Genomic DNA, 22740 nt, shown 5'->3' on the forward strand with positions numbered 1-22740 from the left:
CTTGCTCAATGACATACGGGTATGACTGTTATCAGAATGCTTTAGCTGAGCGTGTAAATGGGATACTCAAAATGGAGCTCTTGCTGAAGAAACCGAAAGATCTGAAAGAATCAAGGACGATGGTAGCAGAGTCCGTAGATATCTATAATCAAATGAGGCCTCATACGGCTTTAAAATACAAAACGCCCGATGAAGTACATCGATCGTTTTAGTTAAAAAGTTTCAACCCATATCAGGACGGGTCATTCAGAGTAAGAGACCATCACTCTAACGGTTCGGTTGGCGCTTGATTGCCTGGCTTAGCCGCCGCAAACGGCACATTTACCAGTTCAGAGGCATTATTTTTGACTAGTTCACCTAGGTGAAACAAGCCGTATTCGCCAGGTTTCATACGCTGCCAAGCTTCGTTGCCCGTCAAAGGTTGAGTTGCGATCACAGAAACGATGTCGTGTGGCGTTGTTTCTTCTTGGAAGTTAATTTCCACATCTTCATCAAGCAACGCGGCTTTTCCAAACGGTGCGCGTCTTGTGATCCAATACAAATGATTGGTGCAATACGTCATTACATACTCACCATCACTCAGAAGCATGTTAAATACACCCTTCTCTTTTAGCTCATCACAACATTTAGCAACATATAAGAATACCGACTCCATATCCTTTGGTGGCTCAGGATATCGATCTTCCATTTGCTTCAACAACCAGCAAAATGCCAGTTCACTATCTGTCTCACCGACAGGTCGATGTCGACCTGTATGCAAGTCTTGGTAGCCAGAGAGCTGACCGTTATGCGCAAACGTCCAATACCTACCCCACAGCTCACGTGTAAAGGGATGAGTATTTTCTAAATTAACACCACCACGATTCGCCTGTCGGATATGACTAACGACCGCACGACTTTTGATGGGATAATTTTGTACCAACTCTGCTATTTTAGACTCACAACTTGGTTTGGGATCTTTGAAGGTTCGAAAGCCCTTCCCTTCGTAGAAGGTGATCCCCCATCCGTCACGGTGTGGGCCGGTTCGACCTCCACGCTGCATGAGCCCAGTAAAACTGAAACAAATATCCGTTGGAACATTAGCGCTCATACCGAGCAATTCACACATGGCTTAAAAAACTCCCTAACAACACAGCTCGAAACGGTGGCCGTAAAACGGTTATTCCATCTCTTTTTCAATCAACTGGATGATGATATGAATAATCTTAATATGAACTTCCTGAATGCGGTCTGCATAACCAAAGTGTGGCACGCGGATTTCAATATCTGCAAGGCCTGCCATTTTGCCGCCATCTTTGCCTGTTAGCGCAATCGTCTTCATGCCTTTAGCTTGCGCTGCCTCAATCGCTTTCAGGATGTTACCTGAGTTACCTGACGTCGACAGACCAAACAGTACGTCACCTTTTCGACCAACCGCTTCTACATAACGTGAAAACACGAAGTCATAACCAAAGTCATTACTCACACAAGAAAGGTGGCTTGGATCTGAAATAGCAATACCAGCATAGCCAGGACGATTTTCTCGGTAACGGCCTGTTAGCTCTTCGGCAAAGTGCATTGAATCACAGTGAGAACCACCGTTACCACATGACAATACTTTACCATCTTGCTTGAATGAGTCAGCAATCATTTTCGCCGCTGCTTCGATTTGCGCAATGTTATGGTCATCGCTTAAAAATTTGTTGAGCACTTCAGCAGCTTCGTTTAATTCACTTCTAATCAGATCATGGTACATAAGACGTTCTCTTTATTATTTCGGCTTCAGTCAGCTCTTGACTCACTGAGCAAATTGTTCTGATACCAATTTGGTATCGGACATTTCATAAACCTGAACTCGGGTTTGATTACTCTGAGTTTACCCACAAACGAGAATTAGTGTCGATAGTGAACCAACAGATTTAGATTAGTGATGGTAATAAACTTGTCAACTTGCTCATGAAACCATCACTCAAATCTCAACTTTAGAATTTTAACTCTACTTAGATCACTTTTTATCCAATCTTATGTTTTACATTTCCTTAATATTTTGATTACACTTAAACCAACTGGTTAGACCTCTTACCTAACATACAGACGTACAAAACTTATAAAGTCTGAAAAGGAAAATACATATGGACATCTTGCTCTCAATCATCACGATGGCGATCGTGCTAGGCATTACGCTCTACCACCGCATGTCTCTCGTGAAATCTATTAGCTTACTCACCGCAGCCATGCTGGCTCTTACAGTAGCTGGTACTGTCGGCGTTATTGGTTGGGCTATTTACGTTCTCGCCGCAGCTGTGCTCGCGGTTCCTGGCGTACGTCAGTCTTTAATTAGCCGCAAAGCGTTAGTGCTTTTCAAGAAAGTGCTGCCAGCTATGTCTCAAACCGAAAAAGAAGCGTTAGACGCAGGTACCGTCTGGTGGGAAGCCGAACTATTTAAAGGCAAACCAGAGTGGCAAAAGCTACACGCAATTCAAGCACCTAAGTTAAGTGCGGAAGAACAAGCCTTTTTAGACGGCCCTGTGAATGAAGTGTGCGCCATGGTGAGTGATTTCCAAGTGACCCATGAACTCGCGGACTTACCGCCAGAAGTTTGGCAATACCTGAAAGATCATAAGTTCTTCGCCATGATCATTAAGAAAAAGTACGGTGGTCTTGAGTTCTCAGCATACGCGCAATCACTAGTACTACAAAAACTAACGGGTGTTTCTGGCGTTCTATCGTCTACCGTTGGTGTTCCTAACTCTTTGGGCCCAGGTGAGCTACTGCAACACTACGGTACTGAAGATCAAAAAAATCATTACTTACCGCGTCTAGCTGAAGGTAAGGAAATCCCTTGTTTCGCCCTAACAAGTCCAGAAGCGGGTTCTGACGCTGGATCTATTCCAGATTACGGTGTGGTCTGTAAAGGCGAATGGGAAGGAAAAGAAGTACTGGGTATGCGCCTGACTTGGAACAAGCGCTACATCACCCTAGCGCCAGTCGCAACGGTACTAGGCTTAGCATTTAAACTTCGCGATCCTGAAGGTTTGCTAGGCGACAAAGAAGATCTTGGCATCACTTGTGCGCTTATCCCAACTGATGTCAAAGGTGTTGAGATTGGTAACCGACACTTCCCGCTCAATGTACCATTCCAAAATGGTCCAACGCGCGGTAAAGACATCTTTGTTCCTATCGATTTCATTATCGGTGGTGAAAAAATGGCGGGCCAAGGTTGGCGTATGCTGGTTGAGTGTCTGTCGGTTGGACGTGGTATCACGCTACCTTCAAATTCAACAGGTGGCATCAAAACTGCGGCAATGGCAACCGGTGCTTACTCACGTATTCGCCGTCAGTTCAAACAGCCGATCGGCCATATGGAAGGAGTTGAAGAACCATTAGCACGCTTGGGTGGTAATGCTTACGTGATGGATGCAGCAAGCAACTTAACCGTTGCGGGTATCGACTTAGGTGAAAAACCTTCAGTTATCTCAGCTATCGTGAAGTATCACTGTACGCACCGCGGCCAGCAAAGCATCATCGATGCAATGGACATCGTAGGCGGTAAAGGTATCTGTATGGGACCTTCTAACTTCCTAGCTCGTGGTTACCAAGGTGCGCCAATCGCAGTAACGGTTGAGGGTGCTAACATTCTAACACGCTCAATGATCATCTTTGGCCAAGGCGCAATCCGTTGCCATCCGTACGTTCTTGAAGAAATGAACGCGGCGTATTCTGAAGCAAGTAATGCTGTCGAGAAATTTGATAAAGCGCTTGCTGGTCACGTGAGCTTTACAATGAGTAACCTAGTGCGCAGTATCTGGTTTGGTTTGAGCGACGGTCTGGGCTCTTCATCGCCAACCAAAGATGCAACCAAGCGTTACTACCAACAATTGAACCGCTACAGTGCAAACCTTGCCTTACTATCGGATATCTCGATGGCAGTGCTAGGTGGCTCTTTGAAGCGTAAAGAGCGTCTATCAGCGCGTCTTGGTGACATTCTAAGCCAGCTATATTTGAGCTCTGCGACGTTGAAACGTTTTGAGCAAGATGGCCGCCCAGTCGAAGATTTACCATTAGTACACTGGGGTCTACAAGACAGTTTGAAACAAGCGGAAGTGGCGGTAGACGAATTCTTAGCAAACTTCCCGAACAAAGTGATTGGTCGTGCACTGCGCGTGTTAATCATGCCATTCGGTCGTGTACGCAAAGCGCCAAGCGATAAACTAGACAGTAAAGTGGCGCGCATTCTACAAACGCCAAGTGCAACGCGCTCACGCATTGGTCGCGGTCAATACCTTGAACCAACCGAGCACAACGCAGCAGGTAAGATTGAGCTTGCGCTGTCAGTCATTCTTCAAGCTGAACCTGTGTTTGACAAAGTATGTAAAGCGCAGGGTAAGCGTCGCCCATTCTTACGTTTGGATATGATTGCTCAGGAAGGGCTAGAGCAAGGCTTTATCACGCAAGAAGAAGCCGATCTACTCAGAGAAGCGGAACAGCATCGTCTAGATACAATCAACGTTGACGATTTTGAGCCGGAACTGCTTGCCGCAAAGCCGCTATACCCTCAGATGGATAGTGTCGCGTAACTCTAGAATCTGAGATCACAAACGGGAGTATCAGCTCCCGTTTTTTATTGCTTCCAGAATCGGATTCATAACACCTCACACTACAAAGCCCCCCCTGCGCAATAAAATCCTCGCACTCCAATCTTTTCCCCGATTTCCAGTGATAACTAACTCACAGACGTTCCAACTAAGCGGTGTATACTTTAAGTAACTCACTCACATATATGGTAAATCCGTTGGCTAAAATATTACTCGCACAGTGGTTCCCAGGGCTTGTTCAGCTTAAGCATTATCAAAAAGAATGGTTTGTTAACGACTTTAGAGCCGCCTTTTCTGTTGTCGCGGTTGCACTGCCAGTTGCCATAGCTTACGCACAATTAACTGGTGTATCCGCAATTGTCGGTCTGTATTCGTGTGTACTGCCAATGTTGGTTTACGCCATGATGGGCACATCTCGACAACTCATTGTCGGACCCGATGCAGCAACCTGTGCAGTGATTGCTGCTGTTGTGACACCACTTGCCGCAGGTGACCCCACAAAACATTGGCAGTTGGTTATGACCATGACAGCGATGACGGGGATTTGGTGTGTACTGGCAAGTCGTTTCAAGCTAGGGGTATTTGCAGATTTCCTTTCTCGTCCGATTCTTTTGGGTCTACTCAACGGTGTTGCTCTCACAATTATCGTTGGTCAGTTTGCGAAAGTAGTCGGTTTGAAATACGAGCAACGTTATTTACTGGAACGTTTATGGGAAGCTCCACAACGATTAACCGATCTTCATTGGCCTACTGTAACTCTGAGTATCGTGACAGTTGTCGTTTATTTGCTCACCAAACGCTACCGACCAACTTGGCCTGCTGCCATGCTGGCGATCCTCGTAACTACTGCGTCAGTTTGGTTTTTCCATTTACAAGAGATGGGCGTATCGGTTGTCGGACTCACTCAAGGTGGCTTCCCTCAGTTTCAAACACCGGAATTTGAGCTAGGTGAAGTTCGTGAACTAGTAGTCCCGGCGCTCAACCTTGCGATTGTCAGTTTTGTTAGCATGATGCTCACCGCCCGCAGTTTCGCGGCTAAAAACGGTTATGATATTGATGCAAATAAAGAGTTTCAGGCGTTGGGTTTTGCCAACATTGCCTCAGCGTTTTCACAAGGTTTCGCGATAAGCGGCGCTGACTCACGCACAGCCGTTAATGATGCAAATGGTGGTAAATCTCAATTAGTTTCGATTGTCGCTGCAATCACCATTGCCATTATTGCGGTATTTATTTATGAGCCTTTACAGTTCATCCCTATCGCTTCACTTGGTGTTGTATTGATCATTGCGTCCCTATCGCTGCTCGATCTTAAAGCAATTTGGAAATTAAAATCTCGTGACAAAGATGCATTTTATCTGGCCATCATTACTTTTATTTCTGTGTTGATCGTGGGTGTAATACCGGGGATCACTTTGGCGGTATTGCTAGGGCTGTTTCAATTTTTACGTATTGTCATGCGGCCGAGTGATCAGCTACTTGGCTTGGATGAAAAAGGCACCATTCGGACCATCGACGACTCAGGAAAAGCTTCGCCTATTCCTGGAATGGTGATTTACCGCTTTAACTCACCGCTAACTTACTTCAATGCTCCTTACTTTAAACGTAGAGTGTTAGAGCAGGCAGAGCATCACAAAGACGCAAGTTGCGTTGTCATCGACGCCGTGTCGAGCTTTACTCACTTGGATCTTAGTGTGATGGCAACACTGGCAGATATTCACAATACTTTGAAAAAGAGAGGCGTACGCTTAATCCTCGCAGGAAGGAAACGACGTCTTCGTCAATGGTGTGAGCTTACTGGTATCAGCACCAGTGAAGGAGGCATCTTACTGCGAGCTGATATGTACCTTGCCATTAAACTTAGTGGCTGTTACATCAGTGCTGTGGGTGAGGGACAAATTCCTACTGTTCAAAAAGAGCCTGATTTAGAGCAGCCACCCAAACCAATTCCAGAAGTGGCTTAAATACAAATTTAATATAGAAAACAGGAAATTAAACTCCTGTTTTCTAGTGCTTATCTTCACAGCTGAATACGTGTTACGCCTTTGGCTTAAACTTTTTTGTCATCCCTTGGCTTTTAGGAGCCACCAGCCTATAACCAAGCTTTTCGTAAAAGACCGGTTCATCAGCAATCATAGAAACGTAAGAGCCTTCAAGTGCAACAGATGAAAGATAACCGTCGATGTATTCCATGACTTTTCTACCTAAACCGTTGCCTTGATAATCAGAATCAACGGCAACGTCGACAATTTCGAAGTTACACGCCCCGTCACCAACAACCCGACCCATTGCAATGAGCTTTCCTTCATCCCGAACAGATACGCCATATAACGAATTGGGTAGACCAATTTCAGCAGCTTTCAACGATTTGGGTGATAGCCCGGCTTTGACACGCATATCATAGTATTCTTTCGGGCTTGGCACATGCTCTTCATATCTTATTGTCATTATGTACTACTCCTTTGTATCACCTTGGAGCTTACATAACTAAACTGTATAAATAAACAGTTAAACGTTGGAAAGATGTTCCCATTAAGCACACAAAGTATCAGGTCTAGAAAAGAAGCCACCGACAACTCTGACGCCATAATAGATATAAGTTGCTCTGAAGCTAGACATTCCTTTTTCTAAACATGTTTCTCTCAACAACGTATCCGCATGCTTTCGAGCACTTTGTGGCAACACCTCTTCCCTCATGAGTTGGTAAAGAGCATCATGCACTAAAGAAGCTTTCATAATGTTTTTTGTGTCTAACGCTGGCCCACTCGCTCCATCCCATGCATAGCCCTTTTTAATCGTTAACACGCCTTGTTTGGACAAACTAAGAAAAGGGCTGTCATACGCGTTACTCACTGAAATTTGAGTCTCAATCTTTTCTTCAGAATGGAGAGTGTATTTATACTTCTGACGCTTTTTGTATTTCATAACCTAACCGCCTAGCTAACTTCAGTGGGAGGAACGGAGATGACTCTCAAATTAGAGTTTCTCAGAGAGTTTTTCAAATAGGACTTAGCAAGCTCATGGTTATCTCTGCTCAACCACTTAATACAATCAAAGAGTTCCCAGATCAGGCCTTGATCACCACTGGTATAAACTGGGAAATCTTCATGCTTTGGCGCAGGTTCATCAGTAACCATGCCCCCAATCACATCAGCTTTATCAAATAAAGTCTTAAATGGCTTAGAAAGTTTGAAGGGCTCACAGAGATCTAAACAATGAATCTCTGCACTGGTTAGGTCATTAAAAATGTATTTTTTGAAACACGCATTTTCGTTGTGCTCTCCCTCAAGGCGATAAAAAATATCTTTATTAGCTTCAAACTGGGTAAAGCAAGGCTCTGAGGCTTTATGGAAGTTGTTTTGAGTAAATACAACAACATCAGCGTCCGAAATACGGTCACCTTGTCCTGATGACAAGGAGCCAAGCAATACCGCGGCAACAACGTCTTTTTCAGAACAAAAGGCATCATAAGCTGACTCAACCAAGGCCTTTTGTCGTGGTAAATGTTCTAGTCCTAACTCTCCAATTGTCATAACTCACTCCGTCGATACGCACTAAAATCAAGTCGAAACGTAAAGAGTATCATGCGAGCTTTATTATGATTAATCAACGTTAAATCATGGTGTTACTTTAAAATAAAATGATTAATGACCATGAGAAGCATCAAACTCTGTCTCAAACTTAAACTGAAAAAACGGAGCCGATTGGCTCCGTTTCTCGCTTTATGTGTTACTACTATTTCTTTGGTACTTCTAATTGCATCTCTGGCATGGCATCGCGCTTCGCTTTAATTTTGCGCCAGACTATCCATGCAATGATCACAATCAGCAGCATTATCAAATTACCCACCGCGATAATAATCATGCTGCGCTTACGCTCAGCCTCTCGCTCAGCGATAATTTGCTTTTCCATTTCAATACGGCGCTGTTCGGCTAATTCAGCTTCTTTTGCAATTCGAGCAGCTTCTAGATCAACTTCATCAACAACACTGAAGGTTTGCTCTGGGATAGGAAACACCAACGAGCGCTGAGTTGCAAAATCAGTGGCAAAGATCTCGCCGCGCCATGCGTACTTACCAAGCTCAGCATCGTTATTGAGGTTCAACGTAACTCTCATTCCATCTTTAGAGACCTGTCCTTGGCTGTAACTAATGAAACCATCGGGAGCGTCCTTTTTCACTGTGACTGCAATAGAGCCTGGTGCAATCATACCTTGCTCGCCACTCACCACTAATTGGTGTGGCTTATCGGGATTACGAGCCTGAATAAAAGTACGAGAGATTGGGTTCGGATAAACCAAGATGACTTGCTCTTGCGCTCGTAAGAATACGCCATTGCCAGACGTGATGCGCGCACGGTACTTACCAGGCTCAACGTCTATTGGGAGCTGAACCGTGAACACTCCATCCCCTGCTTTTTCATCCAAGCCTCGGCCGTCATCAGAAAACTCACCCACAACCATCGGCACTGGACGTGCTTCTTTGATCAGCTCATCTTCATTTTCGACAAACTTGGTAAATGTCACGCGCAGATTCACGCGATCAAGGAAGTCGCGCAGTACAAGAGGTTTGCCGTCGGAGGTCAGGCGAGCTGTAAACTTAAGCGCTTCCCCATTATATAATCGGTTTGGGAACAGATCCGTACTGAGCTTTAGGTGAGAAATTAAGCGGATGTTATTTTTAGGCGTAACTTTCCCCACAGCCTGCCATGGACCTGGCATAGGGTTATCAACGGAAATAATATCGAGTGAGGCTTCTTGATACCAACGTACATTGTCGTAAGAGCCCCAAGCATAGTATTTTTTACCGTCAGGACGGACTAAAACAACTGGCTGAGAACTTTGCTCACGATAAACCAAAAACGTGATCTGCTCGATGGTTGGATCAACTCGAAAGCGATTGTCTAACAAAGACATTGTAGATTCACTCGCAGCACTCGAGAGACTACTCCATATCGCTAAAAACGCGACCAACAAAGCCCTCAACATAGCTTCTCCTATTGATGCCAAATACAGTTGTTCACCAACTCTAATCTTTTTTGGTGAGCTTCTAGTTCATCGGCACTTGCGCGCAAAACCTTTAGCGCTTTTCTTCCTTCAATACGACGAATGGTTTCTACCCCACCCTCTTGTTTATTCGCGTTAAATTCTAGACTCGTTTGACCACCCGTCATAAAGAGGTAAACGTCGGCTAGAATCTCCGCATCGAGCAAAGCTCCGTGGAGTGTACGGTGCGAGTTATCAATACCGTAACGTTCACATAAGATATCAAGGTTGTTTCGCTTACCAGGGAAGATTTTCTTCGCCATAGCAAGAGTATCGGTCACCTTGCAGTAGTCGTCCGTTTTGCCGATGTTAGGATCGAGCATGCCAAACTCGTAATCCATAAAGCCGGTATCGAAGGGCGCGTTGTGGGCAACAAGTTCTGCGCCTTTAATAAACTCAAGAAACTCTTGGTGCACGCTCGCGTATTCCGGTTTATCAACCAAGAATTCATCCGTAATACCGTGAACTTCAACCGCTTCTGGTTGGATTTCACGATCGGGTTTTAAATAAACGTGGAAGTGACGACCAGTCAGCTTACGGTTGATGATCTCCACGGCACCGATTTCAATAATGCGGTGTCCCATGTAGTGAGGACCACCCTCGCGGTTCATACCTGTGGTTTCGGTATCGAGAACGACAATGCGGTTATATTCAGAATTGCTGCTGGTATTCATAAGGTTATGTATGTCAGACTATGCTTTATTAAATGTTTCGGCTAATAGTACCAAAAAATATGACCAAACACGTTGAGATTTTCACTGACGGTTCTTGTTTAGGTAACCCAGGACCAGGTGGTTACGGCATAGTATTGCGTTACAAAGACGTAGAAAAGACACTTTCCAAAGGCTATACGTTAACTACCAACAACCGCATGGAAATGTTGGCGGCTGTCGTCGCGCTACAGACGTTAAAACAACCTTGTAAAGTCACTTTAACGACTGACAGCCAATATGTGCGCCAAGGTATTACTCAGTGGATCCATAACTGGAAGAAGCGTGGTTGGAAAACAGCGGATAAAAAACCCGTGAAGAATGCCGATTTATGGCAAGCTCTAGACAAAGAAACCGCACGCCATCAAGTTGAATGGCATTGGGTAAAAGGCCACGCGGGCCATCGTGAGAACGAAATGTGTGATGAGCTAGCCCGGACTGCTGCAGAAAACCCAACTGAGGAAGATACAGGTTACCAACCCTCTTAGCGAGATTCTTTCCTCATAGTGTTACCCTCTCGATTCATCACCCCAAGTGGTGTGAGCTTTTTCTTCAAGCGCCAATGCGGTTTGATAGGCTTGAGAGGGTATGTCCGTTTCCGCGCGACTATGTAATACAAACTCCCAGCGGGTGATGCCCAATCACCAAGACTATTTTCCAACCATGTCCACATCGTACGGTAACGTTTCATCGGAAACAGCGCATAACGATCACAATGAATCACTTGATAATTAAGTAACCCTAACCAATCTTTGATGCGGTTCGACGTAAACATTCGTCCACTCCAAGGCAAATTATGTTTACGCCATGGAAGCAAACTCGCTAATCCAGTCAAGCTTAATGGGTTGAATCCAGTAATAATTACATAGCCATCATCCATCATCACTCTATCGACTTCACGCAACAAACGGTGTGGATCGCTTGCATAGTCGAGCTGATGAGCGAGTATCACAACATCAAAGCTTTTTTCCAAAAAGGGTAATTCGTAACCATCTGCAATCACATTATGCAACGGGTTCTGGATATCTACGTTGACTTGGTGTTGAATGTTACAATTACAGCTGGTTAGCTCACAGCTCAACCCGCCCAGTTTGAGCATATGGTAGCCGAAGAGTTTCGGGCACCATTCATCAAGTCGGGTCTGGATTGACTCAAGCACCCACGGACCGTTGTTCATTGCTGACCAAGTCGACGGGTGTGGTATAGTTTTGTTGCTGAGTGCTGGTTTCATTAACCACCTGACTAAAATGGGTGACGGAGAACGAATCGTGTTAGAGATCAAAAGCATACCCGCATTTAATGATAATTACATCTGGCTGATACAAAATAGCGATAAGCGCTGCGCAGTCGTTGATCCGGGCGATGCGAAGCCAGTATTAGAATTTCTGCAGGCTAACGAATTAACTTTAGAAGCGATTTTAATTACGCACCACCACAACGATCACATTGGTGGCGTTCCAGACTTAGTGCGTGCATTTCCTGACGTCGCCGTTGTGGGCCCAAAATCAGAGCCAATTCCAACCCTAACGACACCAATGGAAGAAGGCGACAAGCTGGAGTTGTTTGGTGAGATTTTCTTAGTACTTGGGTTACCCGGCCATACTTTGGGCCATATCGGTTACGTTGGGGACGGAAAACTGTTTTGCGGTGATGTGCTCTTTTCTGCTGGCTGCGGTCGTATTTTTGAAGGTACGCCTGAGCAAATGTTTGAATCACTGAGCAAACTAACGTCTCTACCAGAAGAAACTCAAGTCTTCTGCGCGCATGAATACACCGCGAGTAACGTGGCGTTTGCTCTAGCGGTTGAACCTGACAATGAGCAACTTCGCCAATATCGCGACGATGTAAACCGACTGCGAGCACTCAACATTCCGACACTTCCAACAACAATACGCAAAGAAAAGTGGATTAATCCGTTCTTGCGAACCTCTAACCCTGACGTGGTTCAATCTGTTGCTAGTCGCATTAAAAATAGCGATCCATGCTCGGTTTTTACTGCTTTACGCGAGTGGAAGAACGAATTTTAACCATTTTCTGCTTGTAAGTTTGCAAGACCCCAGTATTATCAGGGACTGATTTTTCGAGAAGCGCCACTGGCGCTTCTCTTACGTTTGGGGTTGATATAAATCTATTTGAATTTCTCCCCATTGCATAATTAGAAGCTCTTTGCCTCTATAAATTAGTTAGTGTTTAAAAGATGTCTATTATCTTGCGACTGCCACGCACATTACGTTGCGCGACAGGCAGGTGAAGATAAACAGGCCCTAAATAGGCTGAATCCATGCGTTTGAAGTATACTTGGGCGTTGGCGTTGTTATTATCTGGCTGTCAATTGACTCAGTCAGATTCAACGTCTTCTACACCAGAAACCAATAAATCTGAGCAGACTGCAAAGCAAAATGCAGTAAAAGCTCAACCGGGCAATAAATCGTCACTAGCAAAAAAATCCGCTAACGACGCGCCTAAAGTTCTCTCCCCCCAAGAACAAGAAGATGTGTGGCAACGTATCGCCATGCAGCTGGACATGGATATCCCAAACCACAAGAAAGTGGACTACTACCGTACGTGGTATTTAAAGCACCCAAATCACCTTTACACGGTATCTAAGCGTGCGACTCCTTTTCTATACATGATCACAAAACGTATCGAAGAGCGCGGACTCCCAATGGAGCTAGCTTTACTTCCTGTAGTGGAAAGTTCATTCGATGCCTTTGCCTACTCACATGGTAGCGCGGCTGGGTTGTGGCAATTTGTCCCTGGCACCGGAAAAATGATGGGACTAGAGCAAAACTACTGGTATGACGGTCGCAGAGATGTGGCAGCAGCAACGGATGCAGCGCTGGACTACCTAGTACAACTAAACGAGCGTTTTGATGGTAACTGGGAACATGCAATCGCCGCTTATAACAGCGGTGGAGGCCGAGTTTCTAGCGCAATTCGTAAGAATAAAAAGCTCGGTAAACCTATCGATTTCTTCTCATTAGACTTACCAAAAGAGACCAGCAGTTACGTTCCTAAGCTATTGGCCTTGGCTGACGTTATCGCAAACCAAGACAAGTACGGACTTAATATTCCTGCAATTCCAAACAAGCCTGTTCTAACGCTTGTTGATCCAGAAGAGCAGTTAGATCTGGCTATTGCCGCAGATTATGCCGGCATTAGCGTAAAAGAGTTGCAGAGTTACAACCCAGCATACAACCAGTGGTCGACAGCGCCTGAGGGGCCGCACCAACTTTTGATTCCCGTAGAGAAAAAAGAGACTTTTCTCACCAAGGTGGAGAAAAATCGCGGTAAAGGGATGAAGGTCGCTCGCTACAAGGTGAAATCTGGTGACTCTTTAAGCGTGCTAGCTAATAAATACGGCACAACCACGAAAGTCATTCGACGTGCCAACGGCCTATCGAATAACAACATTCGTATTGGTCAATACCTATTGATTCCGACATCAACAAAAGACGATGCAAAATATGCATTAACGGCACAAAACCGATTAAACAAGACTCAATCTCGTGCTCGTGGTCAACTCAAGCTCACCCATGTCGTTCAGTCTGGAGAAAGTTTGTGGTCAATCGCACGTAACAATAAAGTGTCGTATAAATCGTTAGCTAAATGGAATGGTATGGGCCCTAAAGATCCATTGCGTGTGGGTCAAAAGCTAGTGATTTGGAAGGACTCAGACAAAGGTTCTGTGATCCGTACCGTTTTCTACAACGTTCGCTCTGGCGACACCATTAGCGGCATTGCAAGCAAGTTCAAAGTAAAAACGAACGACATCGTGAAATGGAACTCGCTACACAAGAAAAAATACTTACAACCAGGTCAAAAGCTTAAGTTGTACGTTGACGTAACGAAGGTAAGTGTATGAACCCATCAAGCAATCCACTTGTGATGCTGTTGGACATTTTTCGTTCTCCAACATCTTGTTTTCTCGCGCTTTATCAACGCGGTGGATGGGGATGGCAACCGTTCATCTTCCTGATGCTTAGTCCGTTTTTATTCTGGGGTGCTTACTTTTCGAATGTCGATTTCACGTGGCTCAGTGACCAACTTGCTGCGCAATTTCAGCAAATCGACCCGAAGCAGATTGAGCTATTAGAACCAAACACGCTAATGGCAAGCGCGATCATCAATGATGTATTCAACCGCTTTGCCACCTTAATATTGCTCGCGCTTTGGTTCTTTCTTGCAACAAAGGCAAGCAAACAACAATACGGTTACTGGAAATGGTTTGCCGCATCGTGTGCTATCTTATTCCCAGCAGTATTGGGCGATGTAGCAAGCTACGCGAGCTTGCTACTCAAGCATGGTCAGGTAATGACTTACGCTGCCGATTTAAATAGCCTCAATGGTCTATTAAAGCTGCCTCTTACTAACGAATGGTCTCATTTCGCTAGCTCGTTACCTTTGCTTCTGCCTTGGTACATTGTGCTCGGCTACGGCGTTGTACTGACGTGGACGGAGTTTGAACGTGGCCAAGCTTTGGTGATTGCAAGCCTGCCATGGGTATTCTTCTACGTTATTTGGGCACTTTATATTGTGGTAACCTAAGCTAGTCATTTAACGTAAATGACAATAACAATGGGTTATGATCGGAAGCGTCGCTCTGCGGCGCTTTTGCGTACTTAAGCGTCAGACCTCGGTAAAACACATGGTCCAGTGGTAACCCTGTTATAAATTGGACTCGATGATCCGGCAAGAACGTCACCTCTTGTAAGTCCGCAGCCTTTAAGGCCTGCCTCATCGCATTAACGCGAGATTCACTCCAGCTATTGAAGTCTCCAGCAAATAGAATTGGCCCCACATGATGCTTTAAAAGCATTTCAAGCGCCGTTAACTGAGATACATACTCTTTTGTACCCACGGTGAAGTTAATCGCATGTACATTCACCACTGCGAGTTTCTCGCCATTACTCAAGTGATACTGGCTATATAATGCAGACTTAGGTAAGCGAAGCCACGGCTCTTTAGAGGTGTAAGCGCAGGCTTTTTCTGGTTGCCCTTGAGCAATACTAATTACACCGGCACCGCTACCCAGCGCCTTAAAAGCACTCACTTGATTACTAACCCAGCGACCATCCACCAACCACTGTTTAAATGATGGTGTCATGCTGGCTTCTTGCAATAACAGTAACTGCTTATCAGCAGAAAACTCATCGAGTGCACGTTGCCAATTAGCCCGGTTCTGTTTGTAGATATTCCAGACAAGCACATTGATTTTGCCGTCATGATCGAGAGCTTTTGAATCGCTAAATTCGATGCACCTGATATCTTGTGTCAGCTCGGTACCTGTTTGAGTAATAATTTGCGGCTGATCTGGTACGGTGAAAATAACCTGGAAGCCAACCAATACCGCCATTACGAGAAAAGCTAACGCCAGAAAAAAACGCTTAAACATACGACAAACCTGAATGTAGGCACCCAAAATCTAGAACAACAAATCTCGGGTTAAATGATTTCACTAATAAGCAAACAACAAAAAAGGAGCCACTTGGCTCCCTTTTAGCATAATAAATACGAAACAGGTGACAAGAAACCTTAGATCGCGTCTTCGTCTTCTTCACCAGTACGAATACGAACCACACGCTCAATATCAGTGACAAATATTTTACCATCACCAATCTTACCAGTTTGCGCGGTTTCAATGATTGTCTCTACGCATTTATCAGCCACATCTTCCGTTACAACGATTTCGAGCTTCACTTTAGGTAGAAAGTCCACCATGTACTCTGCACCACGGTAAAGCTCGGTGTGACCTTTTTGGCGACCAAAGCCTTTCACTTCAGAGACGGTCATCCCTGTAATGCCAACTTCAGCTAGCGCTTCTCGAACATCATCCAGTTTAAATGGCTTGATAATCGCTTCAATTTTTTTCATGTTCATCCCTTAAGCTTCAATCGATTGCGCTTATTATCGTTTAGCGTTTCGCAACATTCAATGTTTGTCTCTGATCCACCAGCGAAAATCCAGATTGAGCAAATTAACATAGCGAATATCGTGAGTTGATAAAACCCAATGAGGACTGCTCAATGCCCAATCGTCCAAGCTTTACTTCAGGCTCACGTTTACTTCAAACTTGCGTAGTAAGCCGCTAGGTTAGCGATGTCTTCATCAGACAACAATGAAGCTTGAGCTTGCATCACAGCAGCAAGTCCACCTGTTCGCTCTTTATTTTTATAAGCTTTAATTGAACTGATAATATATTGCTCATTTTGCCCTTTCAGATTTGGGTAACCCGGAATGACAGCAATACCATCAGCGCCATGACACGCCGCGCATACTCCCGACTTTGCTTGACCTGCTGCGACATCTCCCGCAGCTAGAGCTTGCCCACTGAACATGGTTAACGCCACCATTGCACCCATGATTGTTTTCTTCATTGCTTCACCTAATCAATTATTATTTAAGGATTTTTATATTTTATAATCGACATTGTGGCATGAATTTTCATTACCTGCGCCAAATAAGTTCACAATCTTGACCATTAAATGCCTGATCAACGAACAGATCTGCCACAGCAACGACTCGGTCTTGATACATCAAAATCGGAATTTGACGACGCAGCCAGCTTGGCACATTGTATTCTTGGAACAACTTCTTCAGTTTTCGACTGTGATTACGCGTGGTTGGATGCGCTGATAAGCCTTCCGGATTAAAGGTCACGCGAAGCAATTCTGGCTGACTCGGAAGCGCAATCGTTGCGTTGCTAGAACTCGTCGTTAAGGTCAGCTCCCCTAGCCGCTCTGGCAGCGACAAAGTCGCATCAACTTGAATCGTACTTTGCCACTCAGTGACGTCAGCCGTTTCCGTTACCCAATAGAGACAATTTCGAAAACGGCGCACTTCACCTTGTTTAAGTTGTAGTTTGGGGTTGGCATCTTGCTGAGCTAATGCGACTTCATTCCAGATGAGATTGAGTTGTACCTGAGTCGGCATACTAGTATTAAGCTTAGACAGCCACATACGAATCAAGCGCGCACGCGCTAATCCACTGTGCTTAGCCAGTTCTTCAATACTCAAACTTAGATCCGTTTGTAAAGCGCGTTCAAACACCGCGCTCAATAGTTCATCCAATAGCACCTCTTGTTGAGCACATAAGCTTGCACTGCGCTGAACCGCTTGATGGATACTCGGCCAGCGACCAGACAATTCAGGGATAACACAATGACGAAGAAAGTTACGATCATAACGAGTATCTTGGTTGCTTTCGTCTTCCACCCACTCCAAACCTAATTTAGTAGCCGCGTCTTCGATGGTCTTCCGCTTGATAGTAAGCAATGGTCGAACTAGGGATCCGCCAGAAAACGGCATACTCTCCGCCATCGAAGATAACCCTTTTGGCCCGCTGCCTCGCTTAAGAGCAAGGAGAAAAGTCTCTAGTTGATCATCAGCATGTTGGCCGGTCAACAGTATATCGCCTACTTGAATGTACTTAGTTAAGGCTTGATAGCGAGCTTCACGAGCAAGAAGTTCAATACTTTCACCATTGTTGATGTCTAAGCTCACTCGCTCAATCGAGCAAGATATCCCCACTTGTTGTGCCCAAAGTAAGCATTTATCGGCCCAATTATCGGCATTCGAGCTTAAACCATGGTGCACATACACAGCGTGACACTCTACAGAGTGCGCTTGTTGGTAGCGACTGAGTAATTCGAGTAAAAGACGTGAATCCACTCCTCCGCTAAACGCCAAGACAACCTTAGTGCCTGATTGATAGTAGCGGCCGAGAACTTGAGCAAAATGCAGGTAAAGCGATTCCATAAACGATCCGATAGGTACAAAAAAGGGCTGGACTCTCATCCAACCCTTTCTATTTTAACTGTTATCACTTGAGATATCAGCTAACGCTTAATAGCAATCACCGAAATTAACAGTAACCGTAGCTCATTAGACGCTGGTAACGACGCTCACGTAGCGTCTCTTCATCCAATTGTTCTAGATCTTCTAGCTGACGAAGTAGTGTCGCTTTCATATTCGCTGCCATTTGAACATGATCGCGATGAGCGCCGCCTAGTGGCTCTTCAATGATTTCGTCGATCAGTTCAAGCTCTTTAAGACGCGGAGCAGTTAGACCCATTGCCTCTGCCGCTTGTGGCGCTTTGTCTGAATCACGCCATAAGATTGAAGCACAACCCTCAGGAGAAATTACCGAGTACGTAGAGTACTGAAGCATGTTCACGTAGTCGCCTACACCGATTGCTAGTGCACCACCAGAACCGCCTTCACCAACAACGTTACAGATTACTGGCACTTTAAGACCAGACATCACTTTTAGGTTTTTCGCGATAGCTTCAGATTGACCACGCTCTTCTGCGCCCACACCTGGATACGCGCCAGCCGTGTCGATAAATGTGATGATCGGCATGTTGAAACGCTCTGCCATTTCCATCAAACGTAGCGCTTTACGGTAACCTTCTGGTTTCGGCATACCAAAGTTACGTTTCACCTTTTCTTTGGTCTCACGACCTTTTTGGTGACCAATGATCATCACAGGGCGGCCTTCAAGGCGAGCCATGCCACCCACAATCGCTTTGTCGTCTGCAAACGCGCGGTCACCCGCTAATTCATCAAACTCCTCAAAAGCGTGTTGGATGTAATCCAGCGTGTAAGGACGTAGTGGGTGACGAGCCAGTTGAGCTGTTTCCCATGCACCTAGGTCACTGAAGGTTTTTTTCTTCAGCTCTAAGCTTTTCTTCTCAAGCTGTTCGATTTCTTTATCCAGGTCAATCGCAGAATCACCACCGTGACGAGAGACATCACGTAATGCTTCAATTTTCGCTTCTAGTTCTGCAATTGGCTTTTCAAATTCAAGAAAGTTTAGGCTCATCTATGAATCCTTGTTTACTCAGCGTCTAACATATTGCGCTGAATTTTTAGTTAAATTCGAGTTCTACCTGGCTTTTGCCAAGCAACTGTTTTAAATCGTCGAGTAATGTATCACTTGGCGTAACTCGCCACTCGGTGCCCAATGTTAACCGCGCTCTGGCGTCGGCACGCTGGTAGTATACATTGACGGGTACGGTTCCGGCTTTGTGCGGTTCTAAAATACGGCTGAACTGCTCAAAAAACTGATCGTTGATCTGATTTGCATCTATCGATACCGACAAACCACGAGCGTATTTCTCGCGCGCACTGCCGAGATCCATAACTTCACGCGCCGACATTTTAAGGCCACCGTTGAAGTCATCAAAGCTGACCTGTCCAGAAACGACCAAAATTCTGTCTTTTTCGAGAAGTTCAGCGTATCGATCCAGCGCATCAGAGAACAACATCACTTCCATGCGGCCACTTCGGTCATCCAGTGTCATAATACCAATTCGTGTACCACGCTTGGTCGTCATTACACGAGCGGCAATAACCAGGCCGGCTACCGTGACAGATTGATCGCGGCGAGTGGGCGTTGCGTCTTTTAGTCGACAACTGGTGTATTTGTTTAGTTCCTTTACGTAGGCGTTAATTGGGTGCCCTGTCAAATATAGACCTAGGGTATCACGCTCGCCCTCTAACCACACTTTTTCTGGCCAAGGCGGAACCTGCGTATACTTATGCTCTACTTCTTCAGGTGCATCCGTTAGCACACCAAACATATCCGTTTGACCAAACGCCTCAGCTTGGTGATGTTGACTTGCTGCTTTTACCGCATCATTGAGTGACGCCATCATAGCCGCGCGGTGTGGGCCTAGTCGATCCAACGCGCCCGCGTAAATCAGCTTCTCTATCACTCGTTTATTGACACGTTTTAGATCAACTCGAGCACAGAAATCAAATAGGTCTTTAAAGTGACCACCTTTATTTCTCGCCTCAAGAATCGCATCGATAGGGCCCTCACCAACCCCTTTTATCGCACCAATACCGTAAACAATTGCGCCATTTTCATCAACATTAAAGCGATATAGGCCAGAGTTGATGTCTGGTGGCAGCACGGTAAGCTTCATACGGAAACACTCATCGACCAAGCCAACGACTTTTTCCGTGTTATCCATATCGGCTGTCATTACCGCAGCCATAAATTCGGCAGGATAATGTGTTTTCAGCCAAAGAGTTTGATAAGAAACCAATGCATAAGCAGCAGAGTGCGATTTGTTAAAACCATAACCGGCGAACTTCTCTACCAAGTCGAAGATTTTCATCGCCAACTCGCCATCGATACCGTTCTTTATCGCACCTTCTTCAAAGATAGCACGTTGTTTTGCCATCTCTTCTGGCTTTTTCTTACCCATTGCACGACGAAGCATGTCCGCACCACCTAGCGTATAACCCGCTAAGATCTGCGCAATCTGCATTACCTGTTCTTGGTACAGGATGATGCCGTAGGTTGGATCAAGCGTCTCTTTTAGCGACTCGTGTTGCCACTTTTCATCTGGATAAGAGATCGCTTCTCGACCATGTTTACGGTCGATAAAGTTATCTACCATGCCCGATTGCAAAGGACCCGGACGGAAGAGTGCTACCAATGCGATAATGTCTTCGAAACAGTCTGGCTGAAGTCGTTTGATCAGCTCTTTCATGCCTCGAGATTCAAGCTGGAATACTGCTGTCGTTTCAGAGTTTTGCAACAAACGGAAAGAGGCAGGGTCTTCTAACGGTATGGATTCAATTTGAACCGGTTCTTTCCCTTCTCGCTCTAGGCGTGGGTTAATCAGCCCTAACGCCCAGTCAATAATGGTTAAGGTACGTAAACCTAAGAAGTCAAACTTAACTAGGCCAGCGGTCTCAACATCGTTTTTATCAAATTGAGTAACCGGAAAGTGACCTTCAGCGTCTGCATAAATTGGCGCAAAATCGGTAATTGTTGTAGGTGAAATTACAACACCACCAGCGTGTTTACCGGCGTTTCGCGTACAGCCTTCCAAAATATGACACATGTCGATGAGTTCTTTAACTTCCTCATCGGCCTCATACAATTCAGGTAGTGCAGGTTCAGCTTTAAACGCTTTATCTAGCGTCATACCTGGATCGGGCGGGATCAGCTTTGAAATACGATCAACAAAACCAAATGGGTGGCCCAATACGCGGCCAACGTCACGGATTACCGCTTTTGCCGCCATGGTACCAAACGTGATGATCTGAGACACCGCGTCACGACCGTACATTTCCGCAACGTGGTCAATAACCTGGTCACGTTTATCCATACAGAAATCGACGTCGAAATCGGGCATCGAAACACGTTCTGGGTTCAAGAAACGTTCGAACAGCAAGTCGTATTCTAGTGGATCCAGATCGGTGATTTTTAGTGCGTAAGCCACCAAAGAACCAGCACCGGAACCACGTCCAGGACCGACAGGAATTCCATTATCTTTTGACCACTGGATGAACTCCATTACGATCAAGAAGTAACCAGGAAATCCCATTTGGTTGATAACATCTAGCTCTATCTGAAGACGTTCATCATATTCAGGGCGGCGACGTTTTCTCTCTTCCTCATCTGGAAATAGGAACTCTAAACGCTCTTCCAACCCCTCTCGGGATTTCATGACTAGGAACTCAGTCTCTTTCATCCCTTCGGTTGGGAAGGCTGGTAGGAAGTACTCCCCTAAGCGCACAGTCACGTTACAACGCTTCGCTATCTCGACACTGTTTTCTAACGCTTCAGGAATATCAGCAAACAGCTCGCACATTTCTTCTTCTGTACGAAGATATTGCTGCGGACTGTAGTTTTTTGGCCTGCGCGGATCTTCTAATGTGTAACCATCGTGAATCGCTACGCGTATTTCATGAGCATCAAATAGGTCTGGACTCAGGAATACAACTTCATTGGTCGCCACTACTGGCAAGTCTTGCTGCTCTGCCAATTCAACCGCAAAGTGAAGATAAGTTTCTTCATCTGGACGACCGGTACGAAGTAGCTCAAGATAAAAGCGATCTGGAAAATGCTGTTTATAGAAATCAACACACCCTTGCACTATTTGACGGTTGCCTTTCAAAAGGCCGCGACCAATTTCCCCGCTTTTACCGCCGGATAATACAATCAGGCCTTCAGACATTTCAGCCAACCAGGCTTTGTCAATCACTGGGTGGTGTTGGACATGTCCACGTAAGTACGCTTTTGATATCAATAACGTCAGGTTCTTATAACCTACATTATCCGCCGCAAGCAAAGTCACTTGTGTCAGCTCTTCACCAAACTCGTCCGACTGCATTTTAAAGTCAGCACCAATGATCGGTTTAACACCACTGCCATGCGCCGTACCGTAAAACTTCACCAAACCACATAGGTTGGTAAAGTCGGTCAACGCCATTGCGGGCATACCGAGCTCAGCAACTTTCTTTACAATTGGCGGAACTTTGTTGAGGCCATCCACCATCGAGAAGTCACTATGAACACGCAGGTGGATGAATTTGGGATCTGACATTAACAGGTACCGTGTAACTCTATTTTGTTGGGGATTCTAACCTAAAGAGGTTGGGTTTATAACACC

21 protein-coding genes are annotated in these 22740 nt (G+C 45.4%); 7 read left to right on the forward strand and 14 right to left on the reverse strand.

Annotated features, from left to right (window positions below; translation table 11 throughout):
- The coding region (locus IJ23_RS03960) for an integrase core domain-containing protein (protein WP_033905499.1) at positions 1-212 on the forward strand (212 nt) is incomplete at its 5' end.
- Between the two features lie 50 nt (positions 213-262).
- Here the strand turns inward: IJ23_RS03960 and IJ23_RS03965 are convergent.
- Positions 263-1108, reverse strand: a complete 846-nt coding sequence (locus IJ23_RS03965) for a class II glutamine amidotransferase (RefSeq protein WP_005385395.1) — start codon at positions 1106-1108, stop codon at positions 263-265.
- A gap of 51 nt (positions 1109-1159) precedes the next feature.
- Entirely contained in the window at positions 1160-1735 is a 576-nt protein-coding gene (gene lpcA, locus IJ23_RS03970) for a D-sedoheptulose 7-phosphate isomerase (RefSeq protein ID WP_033905501.1), read from the reverse strand.
- 376 nt (positions 1736-2111) lie between these two features.
- Between lpcA and fadE the strand changes: the two genes are divergently transcribed.
- Positions 2112-4556 carry an acyl-CoA dehydrogenase FadE gene (gene fadE / locus IJ23_RS03975; RefSeq protein ID WP_005385392.1) on the forward strand — a complete coding sequence of 815 codons (2445 nt, stop codon included), beginning with the start codon at positions 2112-2114 and terminating at the stop codon, positions 4554-4556.
- A 203-nt stretch (positions 4557-4759) separates the two neighbouring features.
- The gene (locus IJ23_RS03980) at positions 4760-6535 is read left to right on the forward strand and encodes a SulP family inorganic anion transporter (RefSeq protein ID WP_005380390.1); all 1776 of its coding nucleotides are present in this window, start codon (positions 4760-4762) and stop codon (positions 6533-6535) included.
- Positions 6536-6608: 73 nt separating this feature from the next.
- On the opposite strand, the gene IJ23_RS03985 is transcribed toward IJ23_RS03980, so the two are convergent.
- From IJ23_RS03985 to dnaQ, 5 genes are all read right to left on the reverse strand, one after another.
- Positions 6609-7019: a GNAT family N-acetyltransferase gene (locus tag IJ23_RS03985; protein WP_033905502.1), complete on the reverse strand. Its 411-nt coding sequence runs from the start codon at positions 7017-7019 to the stop codon at positions 6609-6611.
- A gap of 84 nt (positions 7020-7103) precedes the next feature.
- Entirely contained in the window at positions 7104-7496 is a 393-nt protein-coding gene (locus tag IJ23_RS03990; protein ID WP_033905503.1) for a DUF1353 domain-containing protein, read from the reverse strand.
- A gap of 11 nt (positions 7497-7507) precedes the next feature.
- A complete protein-coding gene (locus IJ23_RS03995; RefSeq protein ID WP_050550062.1) occupies positions 7508-8104 on the reverse strand; it encodes a hypothetical protein in 597 nt (198 codons plus the stop codon).
- A 202-nt stretch (positions 8105-8306) separates the two neighbouring features.
- Positions 8307-9557 carry a TIGR03503 family protein gene (locus IJ23_RS04000; RefSeq protein ID WP_025768253.1) on the reverse strand — a complete coding sequence of 417 codons (1251 nt, stop codon included), beginning with the start codon at positions 9555-9557 and terminating at the stop codon, positions 8307-8309.
- An 8-nt stretch (positions 9558-9565) separates the two neighbouring features.
- Complete coding sequence (gene dnaQ, locus IJ23_RS04005; RefSeq protein ID WP_017636047.1) at positions 9566-10288, reverse strand: DNA polymerase III subunit epsilon; 723 nt, start codon at positions 10286-10288, stop codon at positions 9566-9568.
- 59 nt (positions 10289-10347) lie between these two features.
- On the opposite strand from dnaQ, the gene rnhA reads away from it, so the two are divergent.
- On the forward strand, positions 10348-10812 hold the full coding sequence (rnhA, locus tag IJ23_RS04010; protein ID WP_005380384.1) for a ribonuclease HI: 465 nt from the start codon (positions 10348-10350) through the stop codon (positions 10810-10812).
- Here rnhA and IJ23_RS04015 read toward each other — a convergent pair.
- Positions 10809-11555, reverse strand: coding sequence for a class I SAM-dependent methyltransferase (locus IJ23_RS04015; protein WP_017636046.1), 747 nt, complete (start codon positions 11553-11555; stop codon positions 10809-10811). The genes rnhA and IJ23_RS04015 overlap by 4 nt on opposite strands.
- Before the next feature lie 37 nt (positions 11556-11592).
- On the opposite strand from IJ23_RS04015, the gene gloB reads away from it, so the two are divergent.
- The 3 genes from gloB to IJ23_RS04030 all read left to right on the forward strand — a co-directional run bounded on the left by gloB (position 11593) and on the right by IJ23_RS04030 (position 14872).
- Positions 11593-12351, forward strand: coding sequence for a hydroxyacylglutathione hydrolase (gene gloB / locus IJ23_RS04020; protein WP_017636045.1), 759 nt, complete (start codon positions 11593-11595; stop codon positions 12349-12351).
- A 254-nt stretch (positions 12352-12605) separates the two neighbouring features.
- Entirely contained in the window at positions 12606-14189 is a 1584-nt protein-coding gene (locus tag IJ23_RS04025) for a lytic transglycosylase (protein ID WP_017820746.1), read from the forward strand.
- Positions 14186-14872 (forward strand): YIP1 family protein, encoded by a 687-nt coding sequence (locus IJ23_RS04030; RefSeq protein WP_033905504.1) that lies wholly within the window; start codon positions 14186-14188, stop codon positions 14870-14872. Before IJ23_RS04025 ends, IJ23_RS04030 begins: the two co-directional genes overlap by 4 nt.
- A 1-nt stretch (position 14873) precedes the next feature.
- Here the strand turns inward: IJ23_RS04030 and IJ23_RS04035 are convergent, their stop codons facing one another.
- The 6 genes from IJ23_RS04035 to dnaE all read right to left on the reverse strand — a co-directional run bounded on the left by IJ23_RS04035 (position 14874) and on the right by dnaE (position 22674).
- Complete coding sequence (locus IJ23_RS04035) at positions 14874-15719, reverse strand: endonuclease/exonuclease/phosphatase family protein (protein WP_033905505.1); 846 nt, start codon at positions 15717-15719, stop codon at positions 14874-14876.
- Between the two features lie 140 nt (positions 15720-15859).
- On the reverse strand, positions 15860-16198 hold the full coding sequence (gene glnB, locus IJ23_RS04040) for a nitrogen regulatory protein P-II (RefSeq protein WP_005380372.1): 339 nt from the start codon (positions 16196-16198) through the stop codon (positions 15860-15862).
- Positions 16199-16386: 188 nt separating this feature from the next.
- Entirely contained in the window at positions 16387-16701 is a 315-nt protein-coding gene (locus tag IJ23_RS04045) for a c-type cytochrome (protein ID WP_033905507.1), read from the reverse strand.
- Positions 16702-16771: 70 nt separating this feature from the next.
- Positions 16772-18082: a tRNA lysidine(34) synthetase TilS gene (gene tilS / locus IJ23_RS04050; protein ID WP_033905508.1), complete on the reverse strand. Its 1311-nt coding sequence runs from the start codon at positions 18080-18082 to the stop codon at positions 16772-16774.
- Between the two features lie 106 nt (positions 18083-18188).
- Positions 18189-19148 carry an acetyl-CoA carboxylase carboxyl transferase subunit alpha gene (accA, locus tag IJ23_RS04055; protein WP_005380365.1) on the reverse strand — a complete coding sequence of 320 codons (960 nt, stop codon included), beginning with the start codon at positions 19146-19148 and terminating at the stop codon, positions 18189-18191.
- 46 nt (positions 19149-19194) lie between these two features.
- Complete coding sequence (gene dnaE, locus IJ23_RS04060) at positions 19195-22674, reverse strand: DNA polymerase III subunit alpha (protein WP_005385364.1); 3480 nt, start codon at positions 22672-22674, stop codon at positions 19195-19197.
- Positions 22675-22740: the final 66 nt, after the last annotated feature.

It is taken from the genome of Vibrio sp. OY15 (genome assembly GCF_000742455.1).
Taxonomy (GTDB): domain Bacteria; phylum Pseudomonadota; class Gammaproteobacteria; order Enterobacterales; family Vibrionaceae; genus Vibrio; species Vibrio alginolyticus.